Consider the following 25,184-nt stretch of genomic DNA (forward strand, 5'->3'; position numbering starts at 1 on the left):
AAGGGGCGATCCTCCGGAAGGATGGCGCGGGTCGCCGCACGCGGCTAGTCGCGGCGCGATGACGACGAACCTGCCGCATGTCCTGATCGTCCTGCACGACTTCTCGCTCGGCGGGACGGAGCGGGTCGCCCTACGCCTGGCGAATGCGTGGACGGCGGCGGGCTGCGCGGTGACGATCTTCGCCGGGTCGGACGCTGGGCCATTGCGAGATCTGGCGGGGGAGGGGCCCGGGATCATCCTGGCCCGACCCGCGATTCCCCGGGGGCCGCGATCGCGCGACCGGCTGGGGCGGGCAGCGCGCGCATTCGCCGCCGGCGGCCGGTTCGACGTCGTATTCGTGGCGGGCAATTACCACTGGCCGGTCGCGGCCGCCTTTGCGGGTTTGGATATCCCCGTGGTGGCGCAGGTCAGCGCCGCGCTCGACAAACCCCAACGCGGCGTGTTGCGCCGGTGGGGCTTCGAACGGCGGATGCGTCGATTGCTGCGTCATGCCGACGCCGTGGTCACCTTGTCCGACGTGGCGCGGGATCAGGCGAACGCAATTCTACGGCGACCGGCAGCGACTACGATCGCACTGCCTGCCCTGAGCGATGCCGTACCGCCGCCGACGGCAACGCCCGATACGACAGCGCCGCTGGTGATGGCGGCCGGGCGGCTGGTTCCCGAAAAGGGGTTCGCCCGTTTGATCGAGGCATTCGCAGCCCTGTCGCAATGCGATGCCCGGCTGGCGATCGTCGGCGATGGGCCGGACGCCCGGTCCTTGCACGATCTGGCGGAGCGGCTGGGGGTGGCCGGTCGGGTGACCTTTTCCGGCTATGTCGCCGATATCCGGCCGTGGCTGGACGAGGCACGGTTGTTCGTCCTCGCATCGGATTTCGAAGGGTTTCCGGCCGTCGTGGTGGAGGCGCTGGCGGCCGGCCGGCCGGTCGTCGCCACGGATTGCACGCCTGCGACAGGGTTGCTGCGAGCGCCCGGTGCGGGTGCGATCGTGCCGGTCGGTGCGATCGCCGGATTGACGCGGGCGATCGAACGGTTGCTCGACCAGCCCCCTCCCGATCCGCACGCATTGGCGGCGTCGGTCGCACGGCACCGGATCGGGCCGGTCGCACGCGCCTATCTGACGCTGTTCGCGGACCTGCGGCGATGACGGCCTCGCCGATGCGCATCGCCTATATCATCAACTCCGTGGAGGGCGGCGGCGCGGCATCGCCGGTACCGGCGGTGCTCGGCGTGCTCCGCGACGGCGGGGCTGAAGTCGCGGTGTTCGCACTGACCCCGCGCGACCGTCGCGGCGAGGCCGCGATGCTGGCTGCCGGGATCGCGGTGCAGGTGCGCGATGGCGGCGAGGGCGATCACGTCGCCGCGCTGCGCTGGCTGGACGAACGGCTGCGGGACTGGGCGCCGACGCACCTGTGGACGTCGCTCACCCGCGCGACCTTGCTGGGGCAGCTGATCGGGTTGCGGCGGGGCTGGCCCGTGGTCAGCTGGCAGCATGCGGCCTTTCTGAAGCCCGCCAATCGCGTCCTGCTGCGGACGATGCGAGGCGCGTCCCGATTGTGGATCGGCGACAGCGCGGCGGTGACCCGGCTGACCGCCCGGCGACTGGGCGTTCCAGCGGAGCGACTGATGCAATGGTCGATCTTTCGTGCCGATCCCGAAGCGCGTGCGGCGATACCGTGGCGGCCGGGCGACACGGTGCGGATCGGCACCCTCGGGCGGCTGCACCGCGTGAAGGGCTATGACGTCCTGATCGAGGCACTCGCATTGCTCGATCCGGCGACACAGTACGAATTGCTCATCGCCGGCGATGGCACGGAGCGCGATGCGCTGGAAGCGCTGGCGCTGGCGCGGTCGGTGACGACGGTCCGTTTCGTCGGTTATGCGACCGAGCCTTCGGCGTTCCTTGCATCCTGCCACCTCTATGTGCAGCCGTCGCGGTCGGAGGGCTTGTGCGTGGCGGCGCACGAGGCGATGCAGGCGGGATTGCCGGTCATCGCCTCGGCCGTCGGGGAATTGCCCGACAGCATCGTCGATGGCGTCACCGGCGCGCTGGTGCCCGCCGACGACCCGGTGGCACTGGCGGGCGCGCTGTCGACTTGCCTCGCCGACCCGGCGGCACTGGCGCGGATGGGACAGGCGGCACGGGCACGAGTGCTGGATCGCTTCGGCCCGGACCGCTTCGTCGAGAGTGGCCGCGCTATCCTCGATCGTCTCGCCGCGTTCTGATCCGCCGCGCGAGCTTCCGGACCTCGCGGATCGCCTCGATCGACAGGCCGTGTGGCGACAGTTCGGTGCGTTTCACATCGATCAACGTCACCGGTCCGGCTGCGGCCAATGTGTGGAAGCCCTCGACGAACGGTGCCGCGGCGGCGGGGGCGTTCAATGCGGCGCCCGCCGATGCCTCGAACCGATCGGGGGTCAGCACCGTCATCGTCAACGGGCGGATCGCACCGCCATAGGTACGACTGCAATCCTGTACCGGCAGCACGATCCGCCCCTCCACGACGATCGGCGTGCCGCCGGGGCGTGCGCTGGCGACATCGACGCGAACGGGATTGCAGGGGTGCGGGGTCCAGGGACCTGCGAGCCGATCGGCGAAGGCGACGTGCAGCGCGCTCATCTTGTCCGGCTCATGCGAGGCGGAGGTGTAGAACAGCCACCATCGCCCGTCGTGGAACACCGGCGTCGCATCGACTGCGACATGGTCGAGCGCGATGACGTGCGCCGCCTCCCAGCGACGCGGAAAGTCGACCGCCCGGTATAACGTCAGTCGGCCGGACCGATGCGCCTCCGGCAGCATCCATGTCTCGCCCTCCGCCTCGAACACCAGTGGATAGGACAGATGCCACGCCTCGCCCAGCACCGGATGGCGTTCGATCAGCCGCAATGCGGCATCGTAGACCAGCACTTCGATCGCGCCGATCCGGACGCGGTAGTCGTAGGTCTCGACGAAGACGTACAGCCGGTCGTCACGCCATAACCCGAACGGATCGGCGAGAAAGCGGAAGCTGCCCATCGGCGGCAACCATTGCAGCGGCAAACCCTCGATCGACCCGCGGGCGAGGATTTCCGTGGCGGTCGCCCCGACGATCGCGGGTCGCCAGATGTCCTTGCGTAGAGCCACGGTCTGCATCGCTTCCTGAACGGCGGGCGGACACCCGCAATGACATGGCCCTGTTGCCGCCGATCAGGCGACGCGCAAGCCCTCGTCGGTCCGCATCGTCGTCGCCGTCCGGTGCAGCGGCGCCCTGGATGCCGTATCTCCGAGCACGCTCATGACCGCGCGGGCGGCCCGGACCGCCGATCGTTCGCCGGTCAGTTCGAAGCTGCGCTGGAACAGGGCGCGTTGCACCGGGCGGTATGTATCGTGTCGTGCCACCGCGCGGTCCAGTGCGTCGCCCAGATCGCCGGTCGATGTGACGACCTCGCCCGCCTGCCAATGTACGTAATTGGGATCGCCGGCCCACGCCGTCGCATGCGCATCGAGGAACAGGCACGGCCGCGGCCGGTGGAGGAATTCGTAGACCTGGCTGCTGACGTCGCCGAGGTAGATGTCCGCGGCAGCGGTATAGGTCATGTCGGTGGACGAGGCGCTGCCCAGATCGATGTGGATGTTGGGCGCGTTCCGATACCGGGCATCGATGGTGCCGGCGCGATCGATCCGGAACCGGTCTATCGTCACCACGAAGCGGCGATGGAACAGCATCACATGCGGTGCGAAGATCAGATTGTAGCGATCGTCGCGCAGGAAATGGTCGAGCACCGCGCGTCCTTGCGCATACCAAGACGACAGATGCGGCGAGGGGTGAGGGTTGTAGAGTACGGTCGGCTTGCCGTTCGCCTGAAACGGCAGGCGCGGCGCCGGATCGGGCATCAGGTCGAACTTGGGATAGCCGATCAGGCTCATCCTCTCCGGATCGACGCCCGCATCGTGGATCAGGCGCTGGCGGATCTTGCTGCCGGACACCAGCACGTGATCGAACATCGCGCTATGCCGGTTGAACCCGATCGCGCGGTCGCCGGCGCCGTGACGGGTATGGATGATCTTGAGGTCGTCGAGCCCGTACCGCGTCTTGAGCAGCAGCGACGTTTTTTCGGCCACCACCAGCGCGTCGAGCGAGCGAAAGAAATCCAGATTGTCGCGGTAGATGCCGATCTTGGTGACCGGCAGGCCCCATTCCAGCGTCGCGGCAAGCGCCCGCGTCGTCGGGCGGCGGAGCGTCAGCTGCACCAGCGGCACGGTGACGTTCAACCGCTCGCACAGCCGCATCACTTCTGCCGTCAGCCGGTCGTTGGTCGTCGCGATGACGATCTCCGCCTGCGGATAATCCTCTGTCATGGCAAGCGCGGTGGGCAGGGCGTGCGCGACCTGATGCACCTGGTCGTGGTTGAACAAGAAACCGATCTTCATAATCGTGAGACGAAGGCAAGCGCGGTCACCCACATTAAAATTTCCGTCATGAACGGATTTTTCGGAACTTTCCGGTCGTCGGCGCAACGCGGCTGTCTTATTGGCCCCGCGATGCGTTCGCCGTTCCGCCATTCCGCCGCCCGACGGGAGGATCGCCCGCCCCCCAAGGCGGGCGTGCGGCTGGTGCTCGCCAACCTCGGTCACCTGCTCGGGGGCAAGGTGGCGGCGGGGGCGATCAGCCTCGTCTATCTCATGCTGGTGACGCATCGGCTGGGCGCAGCCGATTATGGCGTGCTGGTACTCGTGAACGCCTATGCCGTGCTGATCGGCAGCGTGCTGGCGTTTTCGGGCTTTCACGGCGTGGTGCGCTATGGCGGGATCGCGCTGGAGGGCGGCGACGCCGCGGGGTTCGCGCGGATCGTCCGCTTCATGGCGGTCGTGGAGCTGGGCTGCGGTGTCGTCGCGATCCTGGTCGCGGCGGTGCTGGCGCCGTTGATCGGGCCGAAGCTCGGCTGGTCCGCGGACACGATCCGGATCGCCACCGTCTACAGTCTCGCGGTGATCGCCACCGTTCGCGCCACGCCGCAGGGATTGTTGCAGATCGCCGGCCGGTTCGACCTGATCGGGCTGCATCAGGCGGTGTCGCCGCTGATCCGCCTGATCGGGGCGCTGGGGGTATGGATCGCGGGGGGCGGGCTGATCGGCTTCCTCACCGTCTGGCTGGTCGCTGCCGTCGCCGAGGGGCTGGCGATGTGGGGCTTCGGTCTCGTCGCGTGGCGCCGTCTGGCGCAGGGCGAGCGGTTGCGCGGCCCGTGGCGCGGTGCGGCGCGCCAGACGGACGGCTTCACCCGCTTCATCCTCATCACGAATTTCGACATCACGGTACGCGAACTGGCGCCCAATCTGGCGCCGCTGACCGTCGGCTGGCTGCTCGGCCCCGCCGCCGCCGGTCTGCTGGCGCTGACCCAGCGCGCGACGGCGCTGCTCGCGCAGCCGACGGTCCTGCTGAGTCAGGCGAGCTACGCCGTGCTCGCCGGTCAGGTCGCGCGCGGCGAGCTCGCCGCGTTGCGTCATACGGTGTGGCGGAGCGCGGCCATCGCACTGGCGGTGGCGGTGCCGATCATGCTGGTGCTGGCGCTGCTGGGCGATCGGCTGCTGATCGCATTCGGCGGCAGCAGCTTCGGCGGCGGCACGATGCTGCTCATTCTGGTCGCGGCAGCGCGAACGGCGGGGCTGGCGAGCGCGCCCCTCGCCGCCGGGCTCACCGCTTTGGGTCTGCCGCAGCGATCGATGGCGGTGGGGCTGGTGACCAGTCTGGCGCTATATCCGTTGCTGCCGGCGCTGCTCTGGCTCGACGGCACCGATGGCGCGGGCTGGCACGCGTTGCTCCAGAACGTCATGGCGATCGGGGCGCTCGCCGTCATGTTCCACGTCGACGCACGCGCGCCTGCTCCGGTCGCGGCGTGAACGATACCGGTCACGCCGGCGGATTGCGCGCCGTGTTCCTCGCCGAACGCCCCTTGTTCCTGCGGCTGCTCGTCGCCCGGCTGGGTAATGTCGACGAGGCGGAGGAGGTGTTGCAGGACCTCTGGCTCAGGCTCGACACCGCCGTCGGGGGGCCGATAGCCGATCCGGCCGCCTATTTGTACCGGATGGCGAACAACATGGCGATCGACCGCCGCCGCCGGGCGGCCCGTCGTCTCGACCGGGATACCGCCTGGTCCGACAGCCGTCCCGGCGCGAGCGAGCATCCGGATGCCGAGCGCCTGATGATCGCGCGGGATCGACTGGCGCAGGTCGAGGCGGTGCTGGCCCGCCTGCCCGAACGCGTCGCCACCGCGTTTCGCCTGTATCGCTTCGAGGAGCTGTCGCAGAAGGCGATTGCCGAGCGCATGGACATCTCGGTCAGCGGCGTCGAAAAGCTGTTGCAGCGCGCATATGTGCGAATTCATGCACGGCGCGGATCGTCTGGTGAGGATGACGGTCGGGCAGGACGTCTTACCCATGAGGAGGACCGCTGCGATGGCCGGTGATCGCGAGGATGTCGGACGGGAGGATGATGCGCACGCCGCTGCGGTGGCATGGCACCTGCGCTTGCCGACCGCGACGACCGACGACTGGCAGGCGTTCACCGACTGGCTGGAGGCGGATGCCGCGCATGCCGGCGCCTATGACGCGCTGACGCTCGCCGATGCCGAGCTCGGAGCGGTGCTGGTTCCGGCGGACTGGACGCCGTCCGCTCCGCCGTCCGCCCCGCCGGTCGCCGCCAACGATCGCGACCGGCCGACGCTGCGAGCGCGGCGATGGTACGCCGGAGCGGGCGGACTGGCAGCGGCAGCGATCGCCGCTGCCGTACTGATCCCGCAACGTGGTCCGCCGGTAGCGGCACGGATCGTCGAAACGCCTGCCGGCGTGCGGCGGACATTGCTGCTGGCGGATGGCAGCCGTGTGGCCATGAACGGTGGCACGCGACTGGCGATCGCCGACGCCAGTGGCCGATCGGTGGTGCTGGAGCATGGCGAAGCGCTGTTCGACGTCGTCCATGACGCGTCGCATCCTTTCGTCGTGCGGTCCGGTGCGATGCGGATGCAGGATACCGGCACGGTGTTCGACGTCTCGCGGGTCGGCACCCATCTGAGCGTACAGGTCGCGGAGGGCGGGGTGCTGTTCCAGCCGCAGGGCGAACGGATCATGCTGACGCCCGGTGCAGCGCTGTCGCACGTCGATGGAGGATCGGCGCGAATGTCGGGCGTCGCGATCGGCGATGTCGGCAGCTGGCGCGAGCAGCGGCTGGTCTTCAGCCAGACGCCGGTGCGGCTGGTGGCTGCCGCGCTGGAGCGCAGCACCGGCATCGTGGTGACGGCGTCGCCGACCCTGCGGGATGTGCCGTTCACCGGATCGATCCGCGTGACGGGCGAGGCCGACCAAATGATGCCCCGGATCGCCGCCCTGATCGGCGGACGCGCGATACGCAACGGGACGCGCTGGATCTTGACGAAGCGGGAGAGCCCCGTTCCCTGATCGTCGCATCATGGCGGTCGTGACGGCAGCGTCGGCGCTATGCGTGCCGGTGGCCGCCGGCGCACGCCCCGACGAACGTCATGGCGTCGATATCCCGGCAGGACCGCTCGATCGCGCGCTGGCGATACTTGCGCGTCAGACCGGCAGCGACATCGGCAGTGCCGAACCGGGTATCGGACGGATCGCGACAGCCGGATTTCGCGGTCGGCTGACCGCATCGGCGGCGCTCGACCGCCTGCTTCGGGGCACGCCGTTCGCTGCGCAAGGCCTTGGCGCCGGCGCCTATCGCGTGGTCCGCCGCCCGACCGTGCGCCGGGCCGGAGCCGCCCGGGCCGCTCCGGCCAAACCCGTGGCAGCGCCCGATCCTGTCGCGGGGACTGCGAAGCCGCCGCCCGACATCGTCGTCACCGCATCGAAGCGCACGGTCGCGCTGCTGGGCTTCCCCGGCGCGATCACGGTATTGCGATCGGGCAGCGGCTTGCGGGTCGGCGACGTCGCCGGCGACACATTGGACGAGGCACTGGCGGCGACCCCGATCCTGCAGGGAACCGCCTTGGGCGCCGGCCGCAACAAGCTGTTCATCCGCGGCGTCGCCGACAGCAGCTTCACCGGCCCGACCCAGTCCACGACCAACGTCTATTTCGGCGAGGTGCCGCTCGCCTACAACGGACCCGATCCGGGACTCAGCCTGTACGACATGGACCGGATCGAGGTGCTCGAGGGGCCGCAGGGTGCGCTGTACGGCGCCGGCGCGATCGGCGGCATCATCCGGCTGGTGCCGCGCATCGTCGATCTCGCCCGGATCGCCGCCGAGGTGTCGGGTGGAGTCAGCGGCACGCGCGGCGGGGCGGCTGGCGGCGACGTGGCGGCGATGATGAACGTGCCGCTGATCGGCGGCGTCGCGGGCGTACGTGCCGTCGGCTATCGCATGCACGATGGCGGCTATATCGCCGATGTGGGCCGCGGACTGTACCGGGTCAATACGGTGACGACCACCGGCGGGCGCCTCGACCTGCGCCTGCGTCCGGGCAAAGGCTGGACGATCGACGCCGGTGTCGTGCTGCAATCCGTCGCGGCACCGGATTTGCAATATGCGGAACGGGGCGCGCCGCCGATGTCGCGCGCGTCCCTGCTCGCGCAGCCGTTCGATCAGGATTACCGGCTCGGACGGATCGTCGTCGACAAGCTGTGGGACGACGGCCTGCATCTGGTGTCGGCGACCGGGCTCGTCCTGCGCGATGCGGACAGCCGTTTCGATGCCACGCGGCGCAATCGGCCGACGGTGCCGATCGCGTATGACACGACCGAACACAGCCGGCTGTTATCGCACGAGACGCGCGTGTCGCGGACGCGCGCCAACGGCGTCGGCTGGCTGGTCGGCGTGTCGCTGCTCGAGGCACGCGATGCCTATGAACGGATGTATGGCGCGCCCGACCGGCTGCGCGATATCGTCGGCGTCAGCAACCGTACGATCGATGCGGCGGTGTTCGGCGAGGCGGGGTTCGTGGTGACGCCGCCGTTGACCGTCACGCTGGGCGGACGGGTGACGCATCAGCGAAGCGACGGCGAACCGATCGCCGGTTCGCGTCTGAACGCCTTCATCCGCGGACGCAGCGTGACCCGGATCGATCCTGCGATCGCCGTGTCATGGATGGTGCGGCCCGATATCGCCGCTTACGCCCGCATCCAGTCGGGATTTCGCACCGGCGGCATTACCGTGGCGCCCGGCATCGGCCGCGTCGCCGATCTTCGGCCCGACACGATCCGGGTGGCGGAGGTGGGCATCCGCACGGATCGGCCCGGGCCGACCGGCGTCGCCGGATCGGCGGGGCTGTCGATCGCGGACTGGCGCCACGTCCAGGCCGACCTGGTCGACCGTACGGGATTCCCGTTCACGACCAATCTCGGCAACAGCCGTATCCACGGGCTTGAGGCTGATGTGAACTGGATACCGATCGTCGGTCTGCGCGGCGATCTGGCGATGTTCCTCAATGATGCGCGGATCGACGACCGCGATCCGACGATCCCCCGATCGCCGGGAGCGCGGCTGCCCAATACGCCGCCGTTCGCCTTGTCGGCCAGCCTCACGTACGACTGGCGCATCGCATCCGGACAGACTGGCGGCGTCGACGCGGCCTGGCGCTACGTCGGGCAATCGACGCCCGGCACGCGGGCGCCCTTCGACGTCGCACAGGGCGGCTATGGCACCACGCGTATCGGTGCACGCTGGAGCGATGGACGTGTCAGGCTGACTGCCAACGTCGAGAACCTGTGGGACGTGACGGGTGACCGGTTCGCAGGCGGCAATCCGTTCGCACAGGCGCTGCGGGACGAATACACGCCGCTGCGCCCGCGAACGATCCGGATCGGCGGCGCCGTCAGCTGGTAGCGTCGCGGGTTATCCCGCCTGTTGCGCATCCCGGATCATGCCGCCGAGATACTCTTCCATCGGACCGATCACGGTATCGTGCAGCACGACGCCGGAGCCCGAGCGCAGCACCTGCTGCTGCTCGACGAGATAGGCGATCCAGCGCCGGCCGACCGTGGGCATGCAGCCGACCGCATCGAACAGGGCGGCCTCGTCCATCGCGCCGTTCGCCCGGCCGATGTAGAGCGCCAGCAGTATTTCCCACGCGAATTCGTCGAACAGCGCGGGCGGGAACAGGGCTTCGCGTCGATGCCGCGCCTGCAGCAGAGCGGCGGCGTATCGCGCATGATCGGTCATCTGTTTGCCCCCTTGCCAGACGGCCTACCATCATCGTTTCGGTGGCGAGATCAACAGGTAAACGCAGGCGCGGTCACGATCCGCGGGATTGAAGTCATGCCGTCCGGAAGCGCAAGGTGACCCGCAATCCCGGGCGCGTGTTCGTGATGTCGAGATCGGTTCCCAGTCGCTGCGCGGCCGACCGGACGATGGCGAGGCCCAGACCGCTACCGTCCTTGCTGCCGCCCCCATTGCCGCCGCCCCCATTGCCGGGGCCGTTCGCCAGCCGGACGAAGCGTTCGCCGATACGGGCAAGGTCGGCGTCGGGCAGGCCCGGCCCGTCGTCGGCGACCGCGATCGAGGTGGACGCATCGTCGGATGCGATGCTGACCGCCACCATGCCGCCGGGACGATTGTAGCGGATCGCATTGTCGAGCAGGTTGGACAGGATTTCGAACAACAACGTCCGGTGACTGGCGATGACGACGGTCTCGTCGGGTGCGTCGAGGTGCACGTCGACCCGCGCTTCGATCGCCTGCGCGATCCGGCGGTTGATGACCGCCACGGCGACCTCGCGCAGGTCGACCCGTTCGAGCGGGGGCGAGGCGCCGGCTTCCTCTGCGCGGGCGAGCGCGAGCAATTGCGTCACCAGCCGTTCGAGCCGGTCGGCGGCGTCCGCGATCTCACCCAGTGCCTGCGGATCGCCGCGCCGGGCGAGCGCGACCTGTACCTTCAGTACGGCAAGCGGGGTGCGCATCTGGTGCGAGGCATCGGCGGTGAACCGTCGTACCCCCTCGGTCGCGGTATCGAGGCGGGCGAGCAGATGGTCGAACGCATCGGCGAGCGGGCGCAACTCGGCCGGCAGCGGCCCGGCATCGAGCGGCGACAGGTCCGGCGTCGCCCGCGTATCGCGCGACGCGACCGCACCGCGCAGCCGCGACAGGGGACGCAGACTCCATGCTAGCGCCGGCCGGATCAGCAGCATCGCCACGCCGACCAGTACGATCTCGCCGATCAGCAGCGCCATCATCAGCCGCCGCTGGAGCGCGGCCCGCCCGTCGAGCGTCTCGGCGACCTGAACGATCACCGGCTCGGCGATCCGCGGCAACGCGCGACGTACCTCTGCGATGCGGATGCGCTGGTCGCGATAGCTAGCGAAGCGGAACTGCGGCGTGTCGATCGCGAGATCGGCGATGTCGGGGGCGGGCAGGTCGGCATAGCCGGTGAGCAGCCGGCCGCCGACGGCGACACGGTAATAGACGTTGTCGCGCTCGCTGTTCTCCAGCATGCCGAAGGCGGCGGCAGGCAGGTCGAGCGTCACCTCGCCGCGCTCCACCTGCACCGTCTCGGCGATCGCACCGAGGGCGCCGCCCAGCACGCGGTCGTTGGTGCGCCGGACGACGTCGGCGATCAGCGTCGCGCCCGCGAGTCCCAGCAGCAGCGCGATGACGAGCAGCGGCGCCAGCATCGTCGCGAGCAGCCGGGTGCGTAACGCCAGTGCGCCACCGCGTTCCGGGGTGCGGGGATCAGGAGACATCGAGCAGATAGCCGACACCGCGCACCGTGCGGATAGCGGGGCCGTCGGGGGCGAGCTTGCCGCGTAGACGCGTGATGTTCACCTCGATGGCGTTGGGGCCGACCGGTTCGTCGAAGCCGAACACCTCCGCCTGCAACGTCTCGCGCGTGACGATCTGGCCGGCGCGGGTGGCGAGGGCGTCCAGCACGGACAGTTCGCGGCGGCGCAGGTCCAGCACCCGGTCACCGACCCGCGCCTCTCCGGTCGAGCGGTTGAGCGCCAGGGTTCCCACCACCAGTTCCGGGGTCGGATCGCCACCCCGGCGACGGCCGAGCGCGCGGATGCGGGCCTCCAGCTCCTCCGGCGCGAACGGCTTGCGCAGATAGTCGTCGGCACCCAGATCGAGCCCGCGGACACGGTCGTCCAGCGCATCGCGCGCAGTCAGCATCATCACCGGCACGCGCTCGCCCCGCCGTCGCAACGCCTTCAGCACGGCGAACCCGTCAAGATCCGGCAGCCCGACGTCGAGGATCACGAGCGCGTAGTCCTCGTCCGCCGTGACCATCAGCGCGTCCTCGCCCGTCGCGACGTGATCGACCGCATGGCCCGCGATACGCAGCAGCGCGACGATGCCGCGGGCGAGCGGTGCGTCATCCTCGACGATCAGGATTCGCAAGGGGCCGGTCCGTGAAAGGTTGATGACAGCTTGCCGGTGTAGCCCATGCTCGTTGGCTTACCCGAACGTAGAGGCGGGAAGCGAGAGGAGCTTGCATGATGCACCGCCTGTTTTCGATGATGTCGATCCTGACACTGCCCGTTCTGATGCTGGCCGTGCCCGTGCCCACGGCCGCGCAGCGCCCCGCCGGCTACCCGCGTTCCTACGATGCGCTGGTGGCGGAGGCGCGGACCGAGCGGGGCGTGCACGTCTACGGCAACGCCGACGCGTCGGCGATGGCAACGGTGATCGCGGCGTTCCAGCGCACCTGGCCCGGCGTCAGCGTGACCTACAGCGACCTCGAATCGCATGATATCTATCGCCGCGTCGTCGCGGAGACGCGTGCCCGCCGTCCCACCGCGGATCTCGTCTGGTCGTCGGCGATGGATCTGCAGGCGAAGCTGATCAACGACGGCTATGCGCAAAGCTATCAGAGCCCCGAAAAGCCTGCGCTGCCGCCCGCCGCGGTGTGGAAGAACATGGGCTATGGCGTCACCGCCGAACCGGTCGCCTTCGTCTACAACAAGCGACTTATCGCCCCCGCCGACGTGCCGCACACGCACGAGGCGTTCGAGCGGCTGCTGCGTGCCCGCCGTGCCGCCTTCGCGGGCAAGGTCGCGACCTATGACCCGGCACGATCCAACGTCGGCTATCTGTACCTGACCGAGGATTATGCGATCACCCGCGACACCCGCTCGCTGCTTCGGGCTATCGCGGCGACGCGGCCGCTGCTGTCGCGTACCACGGGACCGATGCTGGACGCGGTCGCCAGCGGGCGTGCGGCGATCGCGTACAATGTCGTCGGGCCCTATGCGCTGACCCGCGCCCGCCGCGATCCCCGGATCGGCGTCGTCTTCCCGCGCGATTATGCCCTGGTCGCCTCTCGCGTCGCCTTCATCGCGCGCGATGCCCGGCATCCGGCGGCGGCGCGGCTGTTCCTCGATTTCCTGCTGTCGCGTACCGGGCAGACGCTGCTCGCGCGGCAATGGCTGCTGCCGGTGCGCACCGACGTGCGTGCGCCGCGTCTGGGTGCCGACCGCGCCCGACCGATCCGCGTCGGACCGCAGCTGCTCGTCAATCTCGACTCGATCAAGCGTCGGCGCTTCCTCGCCGACTGGACTGCCATCCTCTCCGAAGGAGCCCTCGTAAAATGACCCTGTTGCGTACCGGTTGCGCGCTAATCGCGCTCGTCGTCGCCACCCCGGCGCTGGCCCAGACACCCAGCGCGGACGAACTGGCGACCCTCGTCCGCGCGCAGGCCGCGGAGATCGCGGCATTAAAGGCGCGTCTCGACCGGCTGGAGGGCGCGCAACAGGTCGCGGCCATGCCGGCGCCCGCCACCCCAGGTACGGTGGCACCCACCTCCGCTAGCGCCCCCGCGCCGGTGCAGGTCGCGCAGCAGACCCGTCGCCCGCAGGTCACCGCGCCGTTCGCGCCGCAACTCGTGCCCCCCGGCCCCGCCGAGCGGGACGTCGCGCGGGCGCGGGAGGCGAACGATGCCGGCGTCACCACCGAATGGGGCGCGGGGCTGCCGGTGTTCCACTCGGCGGACGGCGTCTACACGTTCAAGCCGCGCGGCCGCATCCTGACCGATGTCAGCTCCAGCTTCGGGTCGAGATATGACGGCCGCAACATCACCACCACGGGGATGCGCGCGCTTCGGCTGGGACTGGAGGGCGGCGTCGGCACGCACTTCTTCTACCAGTTCGAAAGCGACTTCTCCGAGAACGAGGTCGATGTCGTCACCGCCTTCATCGGCTGGCGGAACCGCATCGCGGCGGGCCTCGATTACGATGTCCGCGCCGGCCATCTGTTCAACGATCGCGCCTTCGAAGGGTCGACGGGGTCGGATTCGACGCCGTTCATGGAACGCAGCACCGTCTCCACCGCCATTATCCCGCAGCGCGGCTTCTATGGCATCGGCATCATGCCACGCCTGTTCTGGAAGACCGGCCACGCGTCGCTGACCGTCACCGGAGACCGCGTCGACGGCAATCAGGCGGTCAGCGACAGCCGCACGCTGCTCGGGCGCGTCCACTGGAACCCGATCAAGACCGCGAGCGGCGTGCTCCACCTCGGCCTGTGGGGCTTCGACGAGTCGCTGTCGAGCGCGGCGACGACGCTGACCCGCAACACCGTCATCGGCGGTCGCTTCAACGGCGCGCTGCGCGTGTCGAGCGGGCCGCTGACCGGCGGCACCGGCACCACCGGCTATGGCGCGGAACTGGGCGGCTATGCCGGACCGGTCTGGATCATGGGAGAGGCCGGGCGACGCAATGCGCGGCTCGACGGCGGCCGGCCGGACTTCGTCAGCAAGGCGTGGAGCCTGTCGGGCGGCTGGTTCATCACCGGCGACCTGCCGCCGTACAATCCGCGCCTCGGCAGCTTCGGCCAGCCCCATGTCCTCGATCCGCTGTTCGAGGGCGGGGCGGGCGCGATCGAGCTGACCGCGCGCTACGAGGATCTCGACTTCACCGACCTGCTGACCGGTGGAGAGGGCTGGGCGGCGACCGTCGGCGTCAACTGGTACCTCAACAGCTTCACCCGCATCCAGGTCAACGCGATCCACTGGAACACCGACAATCGCAGCGGCGCGTTCATGGGCCCCGACGACGGGGAAACCGTGAGCGCTCGCGTCGCGGTGACCTTCTGATGTTGTCCCGCTCCACCTCCCGCCAAGGAAGCATCGCATGAGCCTTGCCCTGTACGGCTTCCTGATGGTCGCCACCTTCATGACCCTCATCATGACGAAGCGGATGACGCCGCTCGTCGCGTTGATCGTCGTTCCCACCATCTTCGCGCTGATCGCCGGCTTCGCAGGCGGCGTCGGCGACATGATGATCGACGGCATCAAGAACCTCGCGCCGACCGGCGTGATGCTGCTGTTCGCGATCCTCTTCTTTTCGATCATGACCGACACCGGCCTGTTCGATCCGTTGGTCAACCGCCTGTTGCGGCTGGTCCACGGCGATCCGCTGAAGATCCTGATCGGCACCGTTGCCCTGTGCGCAATGGTCAGCCTGGATGGCGACGGATCGACGACCTACATCATCACGATCGCCGCGCTGTTGCCGCTGTACAAGCGGTACGACATGAACCGGCTGTATCTGTGCTGCCTGTTGATGACGACCAGCGGCATCATGAATTTGACCCCTTGGGGCGGGCCGACCGCGCGTGCGGCGAGCGCGCTGAAGCTCGATCCGGCGACGTTGTTCCTGCCGTTGATCCCCGGCATGATCGCGGGGCTCGGCTTTCTGGTCGGACTGGCGATCTGGTTCGGGCGGAAGGAGCGGGCCCGCATCGGCCACGTCAAGACGAACGAGCCGACCGCGTTCAGCGGCATGGCCGTGTCGCAGTTCCCGGAGGCGCGCCGGCCGCACCTGCGCTGGTTCAACGGCGCGCTGACGGTGGTGCTGCTCGCCGGGCTGGTATCGGGCATCCTGCCGCTGTCGGTGCTGATGATGCTGGCGTTCGCGGTGGCGATGATCGTCAACTATCCGCAGGTCGCCGAGCAGAAGGAGCGGATCGCCGCGCATGCCGGCAACGTCCTGTCGGTCGTGTCGCTGATCTTCGCCGCGGGCATCTTCACCGGCATCCTGTCCGGCACCGGCATGGTGGAGGCGATGAGCAAGGAGGTCGTCGGCTTCATCCCGCCGGTGATGGGCCCCTATATGGCGCCGATCACCGCATTGCTCAGCCTGCCGTTCACCTTCTTCATCTCCAACGACGCCTTCTATTTCGGGATGCTGCCGATCCTGGCGGAGGCGGGAACGCATTACGGGGTGGAGCCGATGGCGATCGCGCGCGCATCGCTGATGGGACAACCGGTCCACCTGCTCAGCCCGCTGGTGCCGTCGACCTATCTGCTGGTCAGTCTGGCGGGCGTCGATCTGGCCGACCACCAGCGTTTCACGCTGATCCCGGCGATGATGGTGTGCGCGGTGATGACCGTCGTCGGCATGCTGGTCCTCGCCTTCCCGTTCGTCGGGTGATCCGATGAATACGCCCGGCCCCGTGCAGGAGATCGCATCATGATCCGTCGATCCATTCCCCTCGTCCTGCTCCCCGCCATGGGTTGCGACGGGCAACTCTGGGCGCGGCAGGTGGTCGACCTCGGCGATGTCGCGCATCCCGAACTGGGCGACCTCACCGTCGACGATACGCTGGCGGGCATGGCGGCGCGCGTGCTCGCCTATGCGCCCCCGCGATTCGCGGTCGCGGGGGTCAGCCTCGGCGGCTACGTGGCGTTGGAAATGGTGCGGCAGGCGCCGGAGCGGATCGACCGCATCGCGCTGTTCGGCACCCGCGAGACGATGCGGATGCGACCCCGCACCGTGCGCGAGCAGGGGATGCTCGCAACCGCGCCGCACGCCGACCCGATGCTGACCTCGATCATCAGCGGGCCGGTGCAGGCGATGGCAGAGCGGGTGGGGGCCGAGGTGTTCGAACGCCAACAGCGTGCGTTGCTGGCCCGGCCGGATATCGGCCCTGCAATCGACGCCGTGCACGTGCCGACACTGGTCGCGGTGGGCGATCGCGACCGTATCTGCCTGCCGGACGACGCGCGAGCGCTTGCCGATCGCATTCCCGAAGCCCGCTTTCACGAACTGCGCCATTGCGGACATCTCGCGCCGATGGAGCGGCCCGGCGAGGTGACGATGCTGCTGCGGGAATGGTTGCAATCTGGGGTCCGGCCGCCGTCCTGAGGGCAGAACCCGATGATGAAACGGACGCAACATCATAAGGTATTGATACAGATCAACTACCGGAAACAACGGCTTCTCTGATCGTTACACCGGCCTAACGAAATGGGGCCGCCTTGTTCATAATGCATTTGGCTTTGGGGGGCTGCCTGAAGGCCCCTCCGATCGATTTTGGCATTACGGCGGATTCCGGGGGCCATCTGGCCTATGTGATGGACGCAGCGCTGGCACAGGCGGCGCTGACGGACGTCGAGCAGGTCACGCTCGTGACGCGAAGCTTCGCGGAGGAGAACCTGCCGTCGAACCACGCCATGGCTCGCGAAATCGTCGCTGATCGGGTGACGATCGACCGGATTGCGACCGACAGTCCACGTTATCTCGAGAAAGAGGCGCTTGCGGCCGAACTGCCGGCATTCTGCTCGGCGTTCTGGCGGTATCTCGATATGCTGCCGGTTTTGCCCGACGTCATCCACGCGCATTTTGCCGACGCGGTCGTGGCAGCGATCGAGGCTCGCCGGCGCTTCGGGATTCCATTCGTCTATACGCCGCACGCGCTGGCCATCGACAAGCGTGGGCAAGGGCTGGGCGATGCGGGTCTCGACGCAAGGATCGCGGCCGAGCGACGGGCGATCGCGCAAGCAGACGCCTTGATCGTCTCCACCCATGATGAGGCCGACCGGCAGGTGCGGGCTTACGGCGTGGCGGTGGACGACCGCATCCGCTGCATCGCGCCGGGGGTGCCACAGCGCCAGAGCAACCCCGATGCTCCGACGTTGGTCGATCGGCTCGGCGAGATGGTCGACCGACCTGACCTGCCGATCATTCTCGCCATCGCGCGACCCGTCGCCAAGAAGAACCTCGCCGGTCTCGTCCGCGCGTATGCGGCCGATCCGCTGTTGCAGGCGCAGGCTAACCTCGTGATCCTTGCCGGGCAGGACGACGGCCGTGCTTCGGCGGAGGAACGTGCGGTGCGAGCGGACCTGCACCGGTTGTGCGCCACTCCCGCTTTGCGAGGTCGCGTCGCCCTGCCGGCGCGACACGACGCAGCCGATGTGACGGCATTGTATCGCCGCGCGGCGGCAGGCGGCGTATTCGTCAATCCGGCGCTGCACGAACCGTTCGGGCTGACCCTGATCGAAGCGGCGGAAGCGGGCGTGCCGGTCGTCGCCACCCGCCACGGGGGCCCTCGCGAAATCCTGGCGACCATCGGCCACGGGCTGTTGGTCGATCCGCGCGACACTGCCGCCATCGCCGTCGCGTGCCGGGAAGTGATCGGAGACGCCGCCGCGCATGCTCGCTTCCGCGTCGCCGCTCTGGCGAACCATCATCGCTACGACTGGCGCCGCTATGCGGCCGAATCGGTAGCGGTCTACCGCAGCCTGCGAGGGCAGGCGGCGTTGCTCGCGTGCGATATCGACCACACGCTGACAGGCTGCGCCGCGAGTGCCGAAGCATTCTCGCAATGGCGGCGGGCCAGCGCATTGCACTTCGTCGTCGCCACCGGCCGATCGTTCGCCGAGGCACGGGCAGTGCTGGCGCAATGGCATCTGCCGGAGCCGGATGCCTTCATCACCGATGTCGGAACGCGGATCATGCTCGTCGGGCCGGATGGCACGTGGCGGGCGTGCGACGCGTACGGACGGTCGCTGGATGCAGATTGGGATATGCCTGGGGTCCGGGCCGCGCTGGAACCACTGGATCTCACTCCCCAGGCGGAGGCGACGGCCGGTCCGCACAAGCTCAGCTTCTTCGGCGATGCGGTAGATGCGGCAGCTATCCGGACGGCGCTGTCGGCGGAGGGACTGTCGGCGCGCGTGATTTTTTCGCACGGACGGCTGATCGATGTGCTGGCACCTGCAGGCGGCAAGGCGGCAGCAATCGCAGCCTATGCGGCACGTGTCGGTCTGACGCTTGCGGATTGCATCGCGGCGGGGGATAGCGGCAACGATATCGACATGCTGGAACGCTGCGGCACGGCGATCGTCGTCGGCAATGCCGGTCACGAACTCGCCGGCCTCACGCCGCGCCCCGGCCTGTACCGGGCGAAGCGGCATCATGCCGCGGGTGTGATCGAGGGGCTGGAGCGGCTGGGTCTGGCAAGCCCTCCGTCGAAGATCGCCGCATGACGCGCCCGTTCGGTTATTTCGTCCATCATCAGGGTCGCGGCCATGCCGAACGCTGCGCCGCGATCGCGCACGCGTTGCCGGTGGACCGGCCGCTGACGATCTTCTGCGCGCGCGACGACATCTTCCCGCCCTTGCCGGCTCAGGCGACGATCGTCCGCATCCCGTCGCTGTTCGAACCGACCGGGGGAGAACTCGCCTCGGCAGACTGGGTGCCGACTCCGTCGACCTTGCACTGCGCGCCGCTCGGCTGGCCCGGCATCCGCGAGGCGATGGCGACGATGGCATGCTGGTTCGTCGAGGCGAACCCGGCGCTGATGATCTGCGACGTGTCGGCAGAGGTCGCGCAGCTTGCGCGCATCTGCAGCGTGCCGCACGTCAAGGTGCTGCAACACGGCGACCGCAGCGATGCCGGTCATCGTGCCGCCTATGATGGTGCGGCCGGGCTGCTCGCCGCCTTCCACGCCGATCTCGCGCAGCCCGAATGGGACGCCGACATGCGCGCGCGCACCTGCTTCGCCGGCGGACTCGGCGTTGATACGCGCGTGCCGGAGCGCGAACTTGCACGCCAGCGGATCGGCGTCGGTCCGGACGAAGAGGTGATCCTGGTCATGGCGGGGGGCGGCGGCGGCGGCTTCGGTCAGGCGCCGCTGGGCGTCGGTGCGCGTAGCCGTCCCTCTGCGCGCTGGATGACGATCGGCCCCGTGGTCCGCGACTGGCACGCGACCGAGCCGACCAACATCGAGCATCGCGGCTGGGTGGACAATGCGGCCGATCACGTCGCCGCGGCGGACCTCGTCATCGCCTCTACCGGCAACACGACGTGTCAGCAGATCCTCGCCGCTGCCCGGCCGTGGCTGGCGGTGCCGGAATGGCGCTATTTCGATGAACAGCATCGCAAGGCCGATGCGCTCGCTGCGGCCGGCGTCGCCTGCGTGCGCCCGCATCTGCCGTCTTCCGCCGATGCCTGGACGCAGGCGATCGTCGAGACGCTGGTTACGCATCGACCCGAACGGCAGCGCGCGATGATCGCCGATGCGCCCGCCGCGGATGCCGCCGCATGGCTGGAGATGCTGGCTGCGCGGCTGTGGCCGGAACGGGTCGCCATCGCCGATCCCGAACGTTCGATCTGACCGGAGTATCGCCCATGTCCGTTTCCGTCGTTACGCTGGCCGGTGGCCGGCCCGATCATCTTCGCAACCTCGTCATCGGTCTGACCCGGCAGACGCAACCGCCGGTCGAACTGATCGTCGCGGTTATCCAGGACAGTGCCTATGATCTTCCGGACGCACCGTTCCCGATCCGGCAACTGATGATCGCGGGCGGCGATCTGCCGCTCGCCACCGCTCGCAACGCTGCGGCCGGTGCGGCAAAGGGCGATGCGCTGATCTTTCTCGACATGGACTGCATCCCGACGCCGACACTGGTCGCCGATTATGCACGCCGGCTGGCCGAACTCGACGGATTGCTGATGGGCGAGGTGATGTACCTGCCGGGCGGCGCGACCGCAGGCACTTGGGACAGCGCGGGGTTCGCGGATGTCGCCGTACGCCATTCCGACCGGCGCGGGCCGCCGGCAGAGGGGATCGAACTGTGTAACGACTATCGCTGCTTCTGGTCGCTCAACTTCGCTATGCGACGCGATACCTTTCTGCGCGTCGGCGGCTTTCATGAGGGCTATCGCGGCTACGGCGGTGAGGACACGGACTTCGGCAAGGTACTCGACACCGCCGGCGTGCCGATCGCCTGGATCAGGGGCGGGCTGGCCCATCACCAATATCACCCCCATCACATGCCGCCGGTCCACCATATCGACAGCGTCGTGCGCAATGCGGAGCTGTTCGAGACACGCTGGGGCTACCGGACCATGGGACACTGGCTCTACGCCTTTCGCCTGATGGGACTTGTCGACGATGCCGAAGGCGCGCCGATCCGCATCCTGCGCCGCCCCGACGCCGACGATTTCGCGCTGACCGGGCAGCAAAGTCATCAGCCTTATGCCAATACCGCAAGCGTGATCCGGGTGCTGGAGGCGCGTGCGATGGATACGGATCGCGTCGCTGCATGAGGATCGCGTTACTCGCCCATGTCCGACAGCGGATCGCACAACCGTTCATGGGCGGGATGGAATCGCACAGCTGGTATCTGGCGGAGGGGCTCGCCGCACGCGGACACGATGTCGTGCTGTTCGCGGCCGGCGACAGCGACCCCCGCTTCACGATCGATCCGGTGATCGACCGGCATTACGAACGAACGTTCCCCTGGGCGGAGCATCGCGGATCGGCGCCACTGATCGCGCATCTCGACGCCGGCTATGATGCGGCGTGCGATCGGATCGCAGCCGGCGGGTTTGACGTCGTGCACAACAACAGCTTGCACCGCTTTCCGATCGAGCCCGCGCGGACCGCGCGCGTGCCCACGGTTACCTCCCTCCACGTCCCTCCATATGATGCGCTGCACTGGTTCGTGAAGGCCAGCCCGGCGCCGACCCACCGCCTTACGGTGACGTCACACAGTCAGTTGCGCGCGTGGTTCCCCGACGACCCGCCACCCGAAGCGTCGGTGTTGCACAACGGCATCGATCCCGCCGCATGGCCGTTTGCCGATACCGGCAAAGGAGCGATCTGGTGCGGCCGGATCACGCCCAACAAGGGGACGCATTTCGCAGCGCAGGCGGCGCTGCGTGCGGACGTCCCGCTGACGCTGTTCGGGTCGATCGAGGACCCTGAGTATTTCGCGGCGGAGGTCGAGCCGCTGCTGGGGCCGAAGGTGCGTTACGGCGGCCATCTGGAGGGCGACGCGCTGGCGACCGAATTGGGCAAGGCGGGGGTGTTCGTTTTCACGCCATGCTGGGACGAACCATTCGGGCTGGTCGCGATCGAGGCGATGGCGTGCGGCTTGCCGGTCGCGGCTTTCGATCGCGGTGCGGCACGCGAGGTGATCGGTGAAGCGGGGATGTTCGCGCCTGCAGACGATGTCGCGGCGCTGGCGGGAGCGATCCGGGATGCCATCACGATCCCCCGTACATCTGCGCGCGCGCGCGTCGAGCGGCTGTTCACGCGCGATATCTGGCTCGACCGCTGCGAGGCGCTGTATGCCGGGGTCTCGCAGGCGCGGCTGCTCACGGCATGACGACGATCGATGTCGTGGCACGACAGCAGGCGGCGCTGCTGGCGATGTATCAACGCCACGTCGGCCCGGGCGACCATTACGCGCTGGTCGACTTTCCCGATCACGCCAATGTCGGCGACAGCGCGATCTGGCTGGGCGAGGTGACGATGTTACGCCGCCTCACCGGCAAGGATCCCGATTACGTCTGCACCTGGGACGGCTTCGACATGGCGGCGTTCTGCGCCGCGAGCCCACGCGGCACGCTTTTCCTGCACGGCGGCGGCAATCTGGGCGACATCTGGCGTCATCACCAGTCGTTCCGCGAGCGTGTCCTGACGGAGGTGCATGGTCGATCCATCGTGCAATTGCCGCAATCCATCCACTTCCGCGATCCTCAGGGCATGGCCGCGTTCGGTGCGACGATCGCGCGACATCCGGATTTCCACCTCTATGTCCGGGACCGCCCCAGCCTCGAACTGGCGCGCGGGAGGTGGGATTGCCCGGTCGATCTCGCTCCCGACAGCGCCTTCGCCCTCGGGCGGCAGGTGCGCGGGGCGGCGGATCGCGGTATACTGATGCTGATGCGCACCGACGACGAACGCGCCGCGCACGATCCGGCGACGCTGGGTGAGACGGATGATGCCATGGTAGTCGACTGGTTGGATGATGGACCTTTGCCGTCGGTCCGCGGGGACGAGACGCGGGCGGATCATTACGGGCGGCTCGCCGCGGCGCGCGTCGATCGCGGGCTGGCGTTGCTGTCACGCGGACGGCGGATCGTCACCGACCGGCTCCACGCGCATATCCTCGCGCTCCTGCTCGACATCCCGCATGTCGCACTGGACAATGACTACGGCAAGCTGTCCGCCTATATCGCTGCGTGGACGGCGCAATCGCCGCTGCTGGACCGCGCAAGGCGGGCATGACCCACGTCAGCCTGCTGCTGTGCACGCGCGACCGCGGCATTTCGCTCGATCGCACGCTGGCGTCGATCACCCTTGCCGCGGATGGCTTCGACGGGTTGCAAGTGATCGTGGTCGACAATGGATCGATCGACGATACGACTACGCGGCTGGCGGCGTGGCGTGTGCAACAACGGTTCGCGGTGACGATCGTAGAGGAGTCGAGGCCGGGATTGGCCCGGGCGCGCAACGCCGGACTGGCACGAGCGACGGGGCGTATCGTCGCGATGACCGACGACGATTGCGTCCTCGATCGCAGCTTCTTCGCACTGCTGGTTCAGCGCTTCGCCGACGTGCCTGCGCCAATGGTGATCGGCGGCCGCATTCTACTTGGCGACGAGGCCGATCTGCCGGTGACCATCAAGCTGGAAGATCATGCGATGCTCGCCTCTCCTGACGCGTTTCCCGGCGGCTTCGTGATGGGCGCCAACCTCGCATTCACGCGCGACGTCGTGGATCGGGTCGGGCCGTTCGACGAGCGCTTCGGCGCCGGCGCGCGATTCGTAGCCGCAGAGGATACAGACTTCCTATTCCGCGCGATGGGGTGCGGGGTCCCGGTCCGCTACGATCCGCACTTCGCCGTCGCGCATCACCATGGCCGTCGGTCGCCCGCCGCGCTCCGCACTTTGCTCGCGGGCTATGCGTTCGGCGACGGCGCGCTTTACGCCAAGCATATCCTCTACGACGCGCGGATCGTCCGCACGCTGTTCAGGGACATCGGCAACGTTGTCGGGGATTTGCGGGCGGGGCCACGGCCGTTCGAGTCGATCCGCTTTTTCCACGCCTTTCGGCTACGCAACATCGTCCGGGGTCTCGCAGTCTACATATGGTCCGCTATGCGCGAGAGGATGTCCGTCGCCCCCGCCCGGCGGGTACACAGGCGACGTCCGATTGCCGGACGATCAGCATAGGCTCCACTGGATGATCGCCGCCGCTATCGGTTTCGCCCGCCAGGATCGCCAGCAATTTGCCTGACGCCGCAGCGCCCATCTCACGAACTGGCAGACGCACGGACGTCAGATTGGGCCACATCCGTGCTGCCATCGGCAGATCGTCGAAACCGATGATGGACAGATCGTCGGGCAAATTCAGGCCCCGCTCCCGCGCGGCCTGCATCACGCCGATCGCCATGTCGTCGTTCAGCACGAAGACTGCCGTGGGGGGGAGAGGTAGTTCTAGGAGGCGGTGGCCGGCGATGACGCCGCCCTCGAACGTATAGCCGCCCGCCACATCGCAGGCGGGATCAATCGCGATTCCCCGGTCGCGCAACGCGGTGACGAACGCCTGTCCACGTTCGTGCGAGGACAGATAGCCGACCGGCCCGCGGACGAGGGCGATGTGGCGATGGCCCAGGTCCGCGAGGCGCAACGCCGCCTGTCGCGCGCCCGAACGGTCGTTGCTCACCACCATGACCGCAGGCTCATCCAGCGGAGCGCAGGCGATACGGATGTAGGGGCAGCGGGTTTGGCGTAATAGTGTCACGAGGCTCTCGTCTTCGGACAGCGGCGGCGGGAGGATGACGCCGTCCAGGCGCTGGCGTTCGATGAAGCTGCGGATATCGTCGAGCAGCGTCGGCGCCTCCTGCCGGCAGGGATGGACGACCAGTTCCATCCCCGCAGGCCGCAACACGTCCAGGATGCCGAGCTGCATGTTGACGACATAGGTGGGGCTGGGATTTTCGTAGATCAGGCCGACGAGGAACGACCGGCCGAGTGCCAGACTGCGCGCCTGAGGATTGGGGCTGAAGTGCAGTTCGCGGATCGCGCGCTCGACCCGTTCGACCATTGCCGGCTTGACGCCGGTTTCGCGATTGATGACGCGCGACACCGTTTTCTTCGACACGTGCGCATGGTCCGCGACGTCCGTGATCGTTGCGCGCCGCTGCGGCACCGTCCGGCGCTTCGTGTCGTCTGTCACT

At 68.4% G+C, this 25,184-nt stretch carries 22 protein-coding genes; 16 read left to right on the top strand and 6 right to left on the bottom strand.

The annotated features are described in order from the left end of the window. The first annotated feature begins 58 nt into the window (after positions 1–58). Complete coding sequence (locus tag LRA87_RS00570; RefSeq protein ID WP_230628470.1) at positions 59–1,147, top strand: glycosyltransferase; 1,089 nt, start codon at positions 59–61, stop codon at positions 1,145–1,147. Then, positions 1,144–2,226 carry a glycosyltransferase gene (locus LRA87_RS00575; RefSeq protein WP_230628471.1) on the top strand — a complete coding sequence of 361 codons (1,083 nt, stop codon included), beginning with the start codon at positions 1,144–1,146 and terminating at the stop codon, positions 2,224–2,226. Before LRA87_RS00570 ends, LRA87_RS00575 begins: the two co-directional genes overlap by 4 nt. Here LRA87_RS00575 and LRA87_RS00580 read toward each other — a convergent pair. Together LRA87_RS00580 and LRA87_RS00585 are read right to left on the bottom strand one after the other, a co-directional pair. Further along, positions 2,198–3,133, bottom strand: a complete 936-nt coding sequence (locus LRA87_RS00580) for a glucosamine inositolphosphorylceramide transferase family protein (protein WP_230628472.1) — start codon at positions 3,131–3,133, stop codon at positions 2,198–2,200. The genes LRA87_RS00575 and LRA87_RS00580 overlap by 29 nt on opposite strands. A 54-nt stretch (positions 3,134–3,187) precedes the next feature. Further along, a complete protein-coding gene (locus LRA87_RS00585; protein ID WP_230628473.1) occupies positions 3,188–4,411 on the bottom strand; it encodes a hypothetical protein in 1,224 nt (407 codons plus the stop codon). 111 nt (positions 4,412–4,522) lie between these two features. On the opposite strand from LRA87_RS00585, the gene LRA87_RS00590 reads away from it, so the two are divergent. Genes LRA87_RS00590 through LRA87_RS00605 form a run of 4 tightly spaced genes read left to right on the top strand, consistent with a single transcriptional unit; the run spans position 4,523 to position 9,821 of the window. Beyond that, entirely contained in the window at positions 4,523–5,878 is a 1,356-nt protein-coding gene (locus LRA87_RS00590; protein WP_230628474.1) for a lipopolysaccharide biosynthesis protein, read from the top strand. Beyond that, a complete protein-coding gene (locus LRA87_RS00595) occupies positions 5,875–6,444 on the top strand; it encodes an RNA polymerase sigma factor (RefSeq protein ID WP_230628475.1) in 570 nt (189 codons plus the stop codon). Before LRA87_RS00590 ends, LRA87_RS00595 begins: the two co-directional genes overlap by 4 nt. Next, complete coding sequence (locus LRA87_RS00600; RefSeq protein WP_230628476.1) at positions 6,434–7,432, top strand: FecR family protein; 999 nt, start codon at positions 6,434–6,436, stop codon at positions 7,430–7,432. The genes LRA87_RS00595 and LRA87_RS00600 overlap by 11 nt, the downstream gene beginning before the upstream one ends. Before the next feature lie 10 nt (positions 7,433–7,442). Continuing rightward, complete coding sequence (locus LRA87_RS00605; RefSeq protein ID WP_230628477.1) at positions 7,443–9,821, top strand: TonB-dependent receptor; 2,379 nt, start codon at positions 7,443–7,445, stop codon at positions 9,819–9,821. A gap of 9 nt (positions 9,822–9,830) precedes the next feature. Here the strand turns inward: LRA87_RS00605 and LRA87_RS00610 are convergent, their stop codons facing one another. The 3 genes from LRA87_RS00610 to LRA87_RS00620 all read right to left on the bottom strand — a co-directional run bounded on the left by LRA87_RS00610 (position 9,831) and on the right by LRA87_RS00620 (position 12,328). After that, positions 9,831–10,157 (bottom strand): hypothetical protein, encoded by a 327-nt coding sequence (locus tag LRA87_RS00610; RefSeq protein WP_230628478.1) that lies wholly within the window; start codon positions 10,155–10,157, stop codon positions 9,831–9,833. 94 nt (positions 10,158–10,251) lie between these two features. Next, positions 10,252–11,673 (bottom strand): sensor histidine kinase, encoded by a 1,422-nt coding sequence (locus tag LRA87_RS00615; RefSeq protein WP_230628479.1) that lies wholly within the window; start codon positions 11,671–11,673, stop codon positions 10,252–10,254. Further along, positions 11,663–12,328 (bottom strand): response regulator, encoded by a 666-nt coding sequence (locus LRA87_RS00620; protein ID WP_230628480.1) that lies wholly within the window; start codon positions 12,326–12,328, stop codon positions 11,663–11,665. The genes LRA87_RS00615 and LRA87_RS00620 overlap by 11 nt, the downstream gene beginning before the upstream one ends. Positions 12,329–12,423: 95 nt before the next feature. Here LRA87_RS00620 and LRA87_RS00625 point away from each other — a divergent pair, with 95 nt between their 5' ends. The 10 genes from LRA87_RS00625 (at position 12,424) to LRA87_RS00670 (ending at position 24,177) form a co-directional block, all read left to right on the top strand. Further along, positions 12,424–13,521 carry an ABC transporter substrate-binding protein gene (locus LRA87_RS00625; RefSeq protein ID WP_230628481.1) on the top strand — a complete coding sequence of 366 codons (1,098 nt, stop codon included), beginning with the start codon at positions 12,424–12,426 and terminating at the stop codon, positions 13,519–13,521. Next, positions 13,518–15,020, top strand: a complete 1,503-nt coding sequence (locus LRA87_RS00630; RefSeq protein WP_230628482.1) for an OprO/OprP family phosphate-selective porin — start codon at positions 13,518–13,520, stop codon at positions 15,018–15,020. The genes LRA87_RS00625 and LRA87_RS00630 overlap by 4 nt, the downstream gene beginning before the upstream one ends. Positions 15,021–15,057: 37 nt before the next feature. Next, entirely contained in the window at positions 15,058–16,359 is a 1,302-nt protein-coding gene (locus tag LRA87_RS00635) for a CitMHS family transporter (RefSeq protein WP_230628483.1), read from the top strand. 39 nt (positions 16,360–16,398) lie between these two features. After that, positions 16,399–17,073: an alpha/beta fold hydrolase gene (locus LRA87_RS00640; protein WP_230628484.1), complete on the top strand. Its 675-nt coding sequence runs from the start codon at positions 16,399–16,401 to the stop codon at positions 17,071–17,073. Positions 17,074–17,195: 122 nt separating this feature from the next. Then, positions 17,196–19,196, top strand: a complete 2,001-nt coding sequence (locus LRA87_RS00645; protein WP_268934812.1) for an HAD family hydrolase — start codon at positions 17,196–17,198, stop codon at positions 19,194–19,196. Next, positions 19,193–20,326 carry a glycosyltransferase gene (locus LRA87_RS00650; protein ID WP_230628485.1) on the top strand — a complete coding sequence of 378 codons (1,134 nt, stop codon included), beginning with the start codon at positions 19,193–19,195 and terminating at the stop codon, positions 20,324–20,326. Before LRA87_RS00645 ends, LRA87_RS00650 begins: the two co-directional genes overlap by 4 nt. A gap of 14 nt (positions 20,327–20,340) precedes the next feature. Beyond that, positions 20,341–21,261 carry a galactosyltransferase-related protein gene (locus tag LRA87_RS00655; protein WP_230628486.1) on the top strand — a complete coding sequence of 307 codons (921 nt, stop codon included), beginning with the start codon at positions 20,341–20,343 and terminating at the stop codon, positions 21,259–21,261. Continuing rightward, complete coding sequence (locus LRA87_RS00660) at positions 21,258–22,325, top strand: glycosyltransferase (RefSeq protein WP_230628487.1); 1,068 nt, start codon at positions 21,258–21,260, stop codon at positions 22,323–22,325. Before LRA87_RS00655 ends, LRA87_RS00660 begins: the two co-directional genes overlap by 4 nt. Continuing rightward, the gene (locus LRA87_RS00665) at positions 22,322–23,230 is read left to right on the top strand and encodes a polysaccharide pyruvyl transferase family protein (RefSeq protein WP_230628488.1); all 909 of its coding nucleotides are present in this window, start codon (positions 22,322–22,324) and stop codon (positions 23,228–23,230) included. The genes LRA87_RS00660 and LRA87_RS00665 overlap by 4 nt, the downstream gene beginning before the upstream one ends. Then, entirely contained in the window at positions 23,185–24,177 is a 993-nt protein-coding gene (locus LRA87_RS00670; protein ID WP_230628489.1) for a glycosyltransferase family 2 protein, read from the top strand. Before LRA87_RS00665 ends, LRA87_RS00670 begins: the two co-directional genes overlap by 46 nt. Here the strand turns inward: LRA87_RS00670 and LRA87_RS00675 are convergent. Further along, the gene (locus tag LRA87_RS00675) at positions 24,101–25,183 is read right to left on the bottom strand and encodes a LacI family DNA-binding transcriptional regulator (RefSeq protein ID WP_230628490.1); all 1,083 of its coding nucleotides are present in this window, start codon (positions 25,181–25,183) and stop codon (positions 24,101–24,103) included. The genes LRA87_RS00670 and LRA87_RS00675 overlap by 77 nt on opposite strands. Position 25,184: the final 1 nt, after the last annotated feature.

This window comes from Sphingomonas sp. Leaf37, from assembly GCF_920939475.1.
Classification (GTDB): Bacteria; Pseudomonadota; Alphaproteobacteria; order Sphingomonadales; family Sphingomonadaceae; genus Sphingomonas.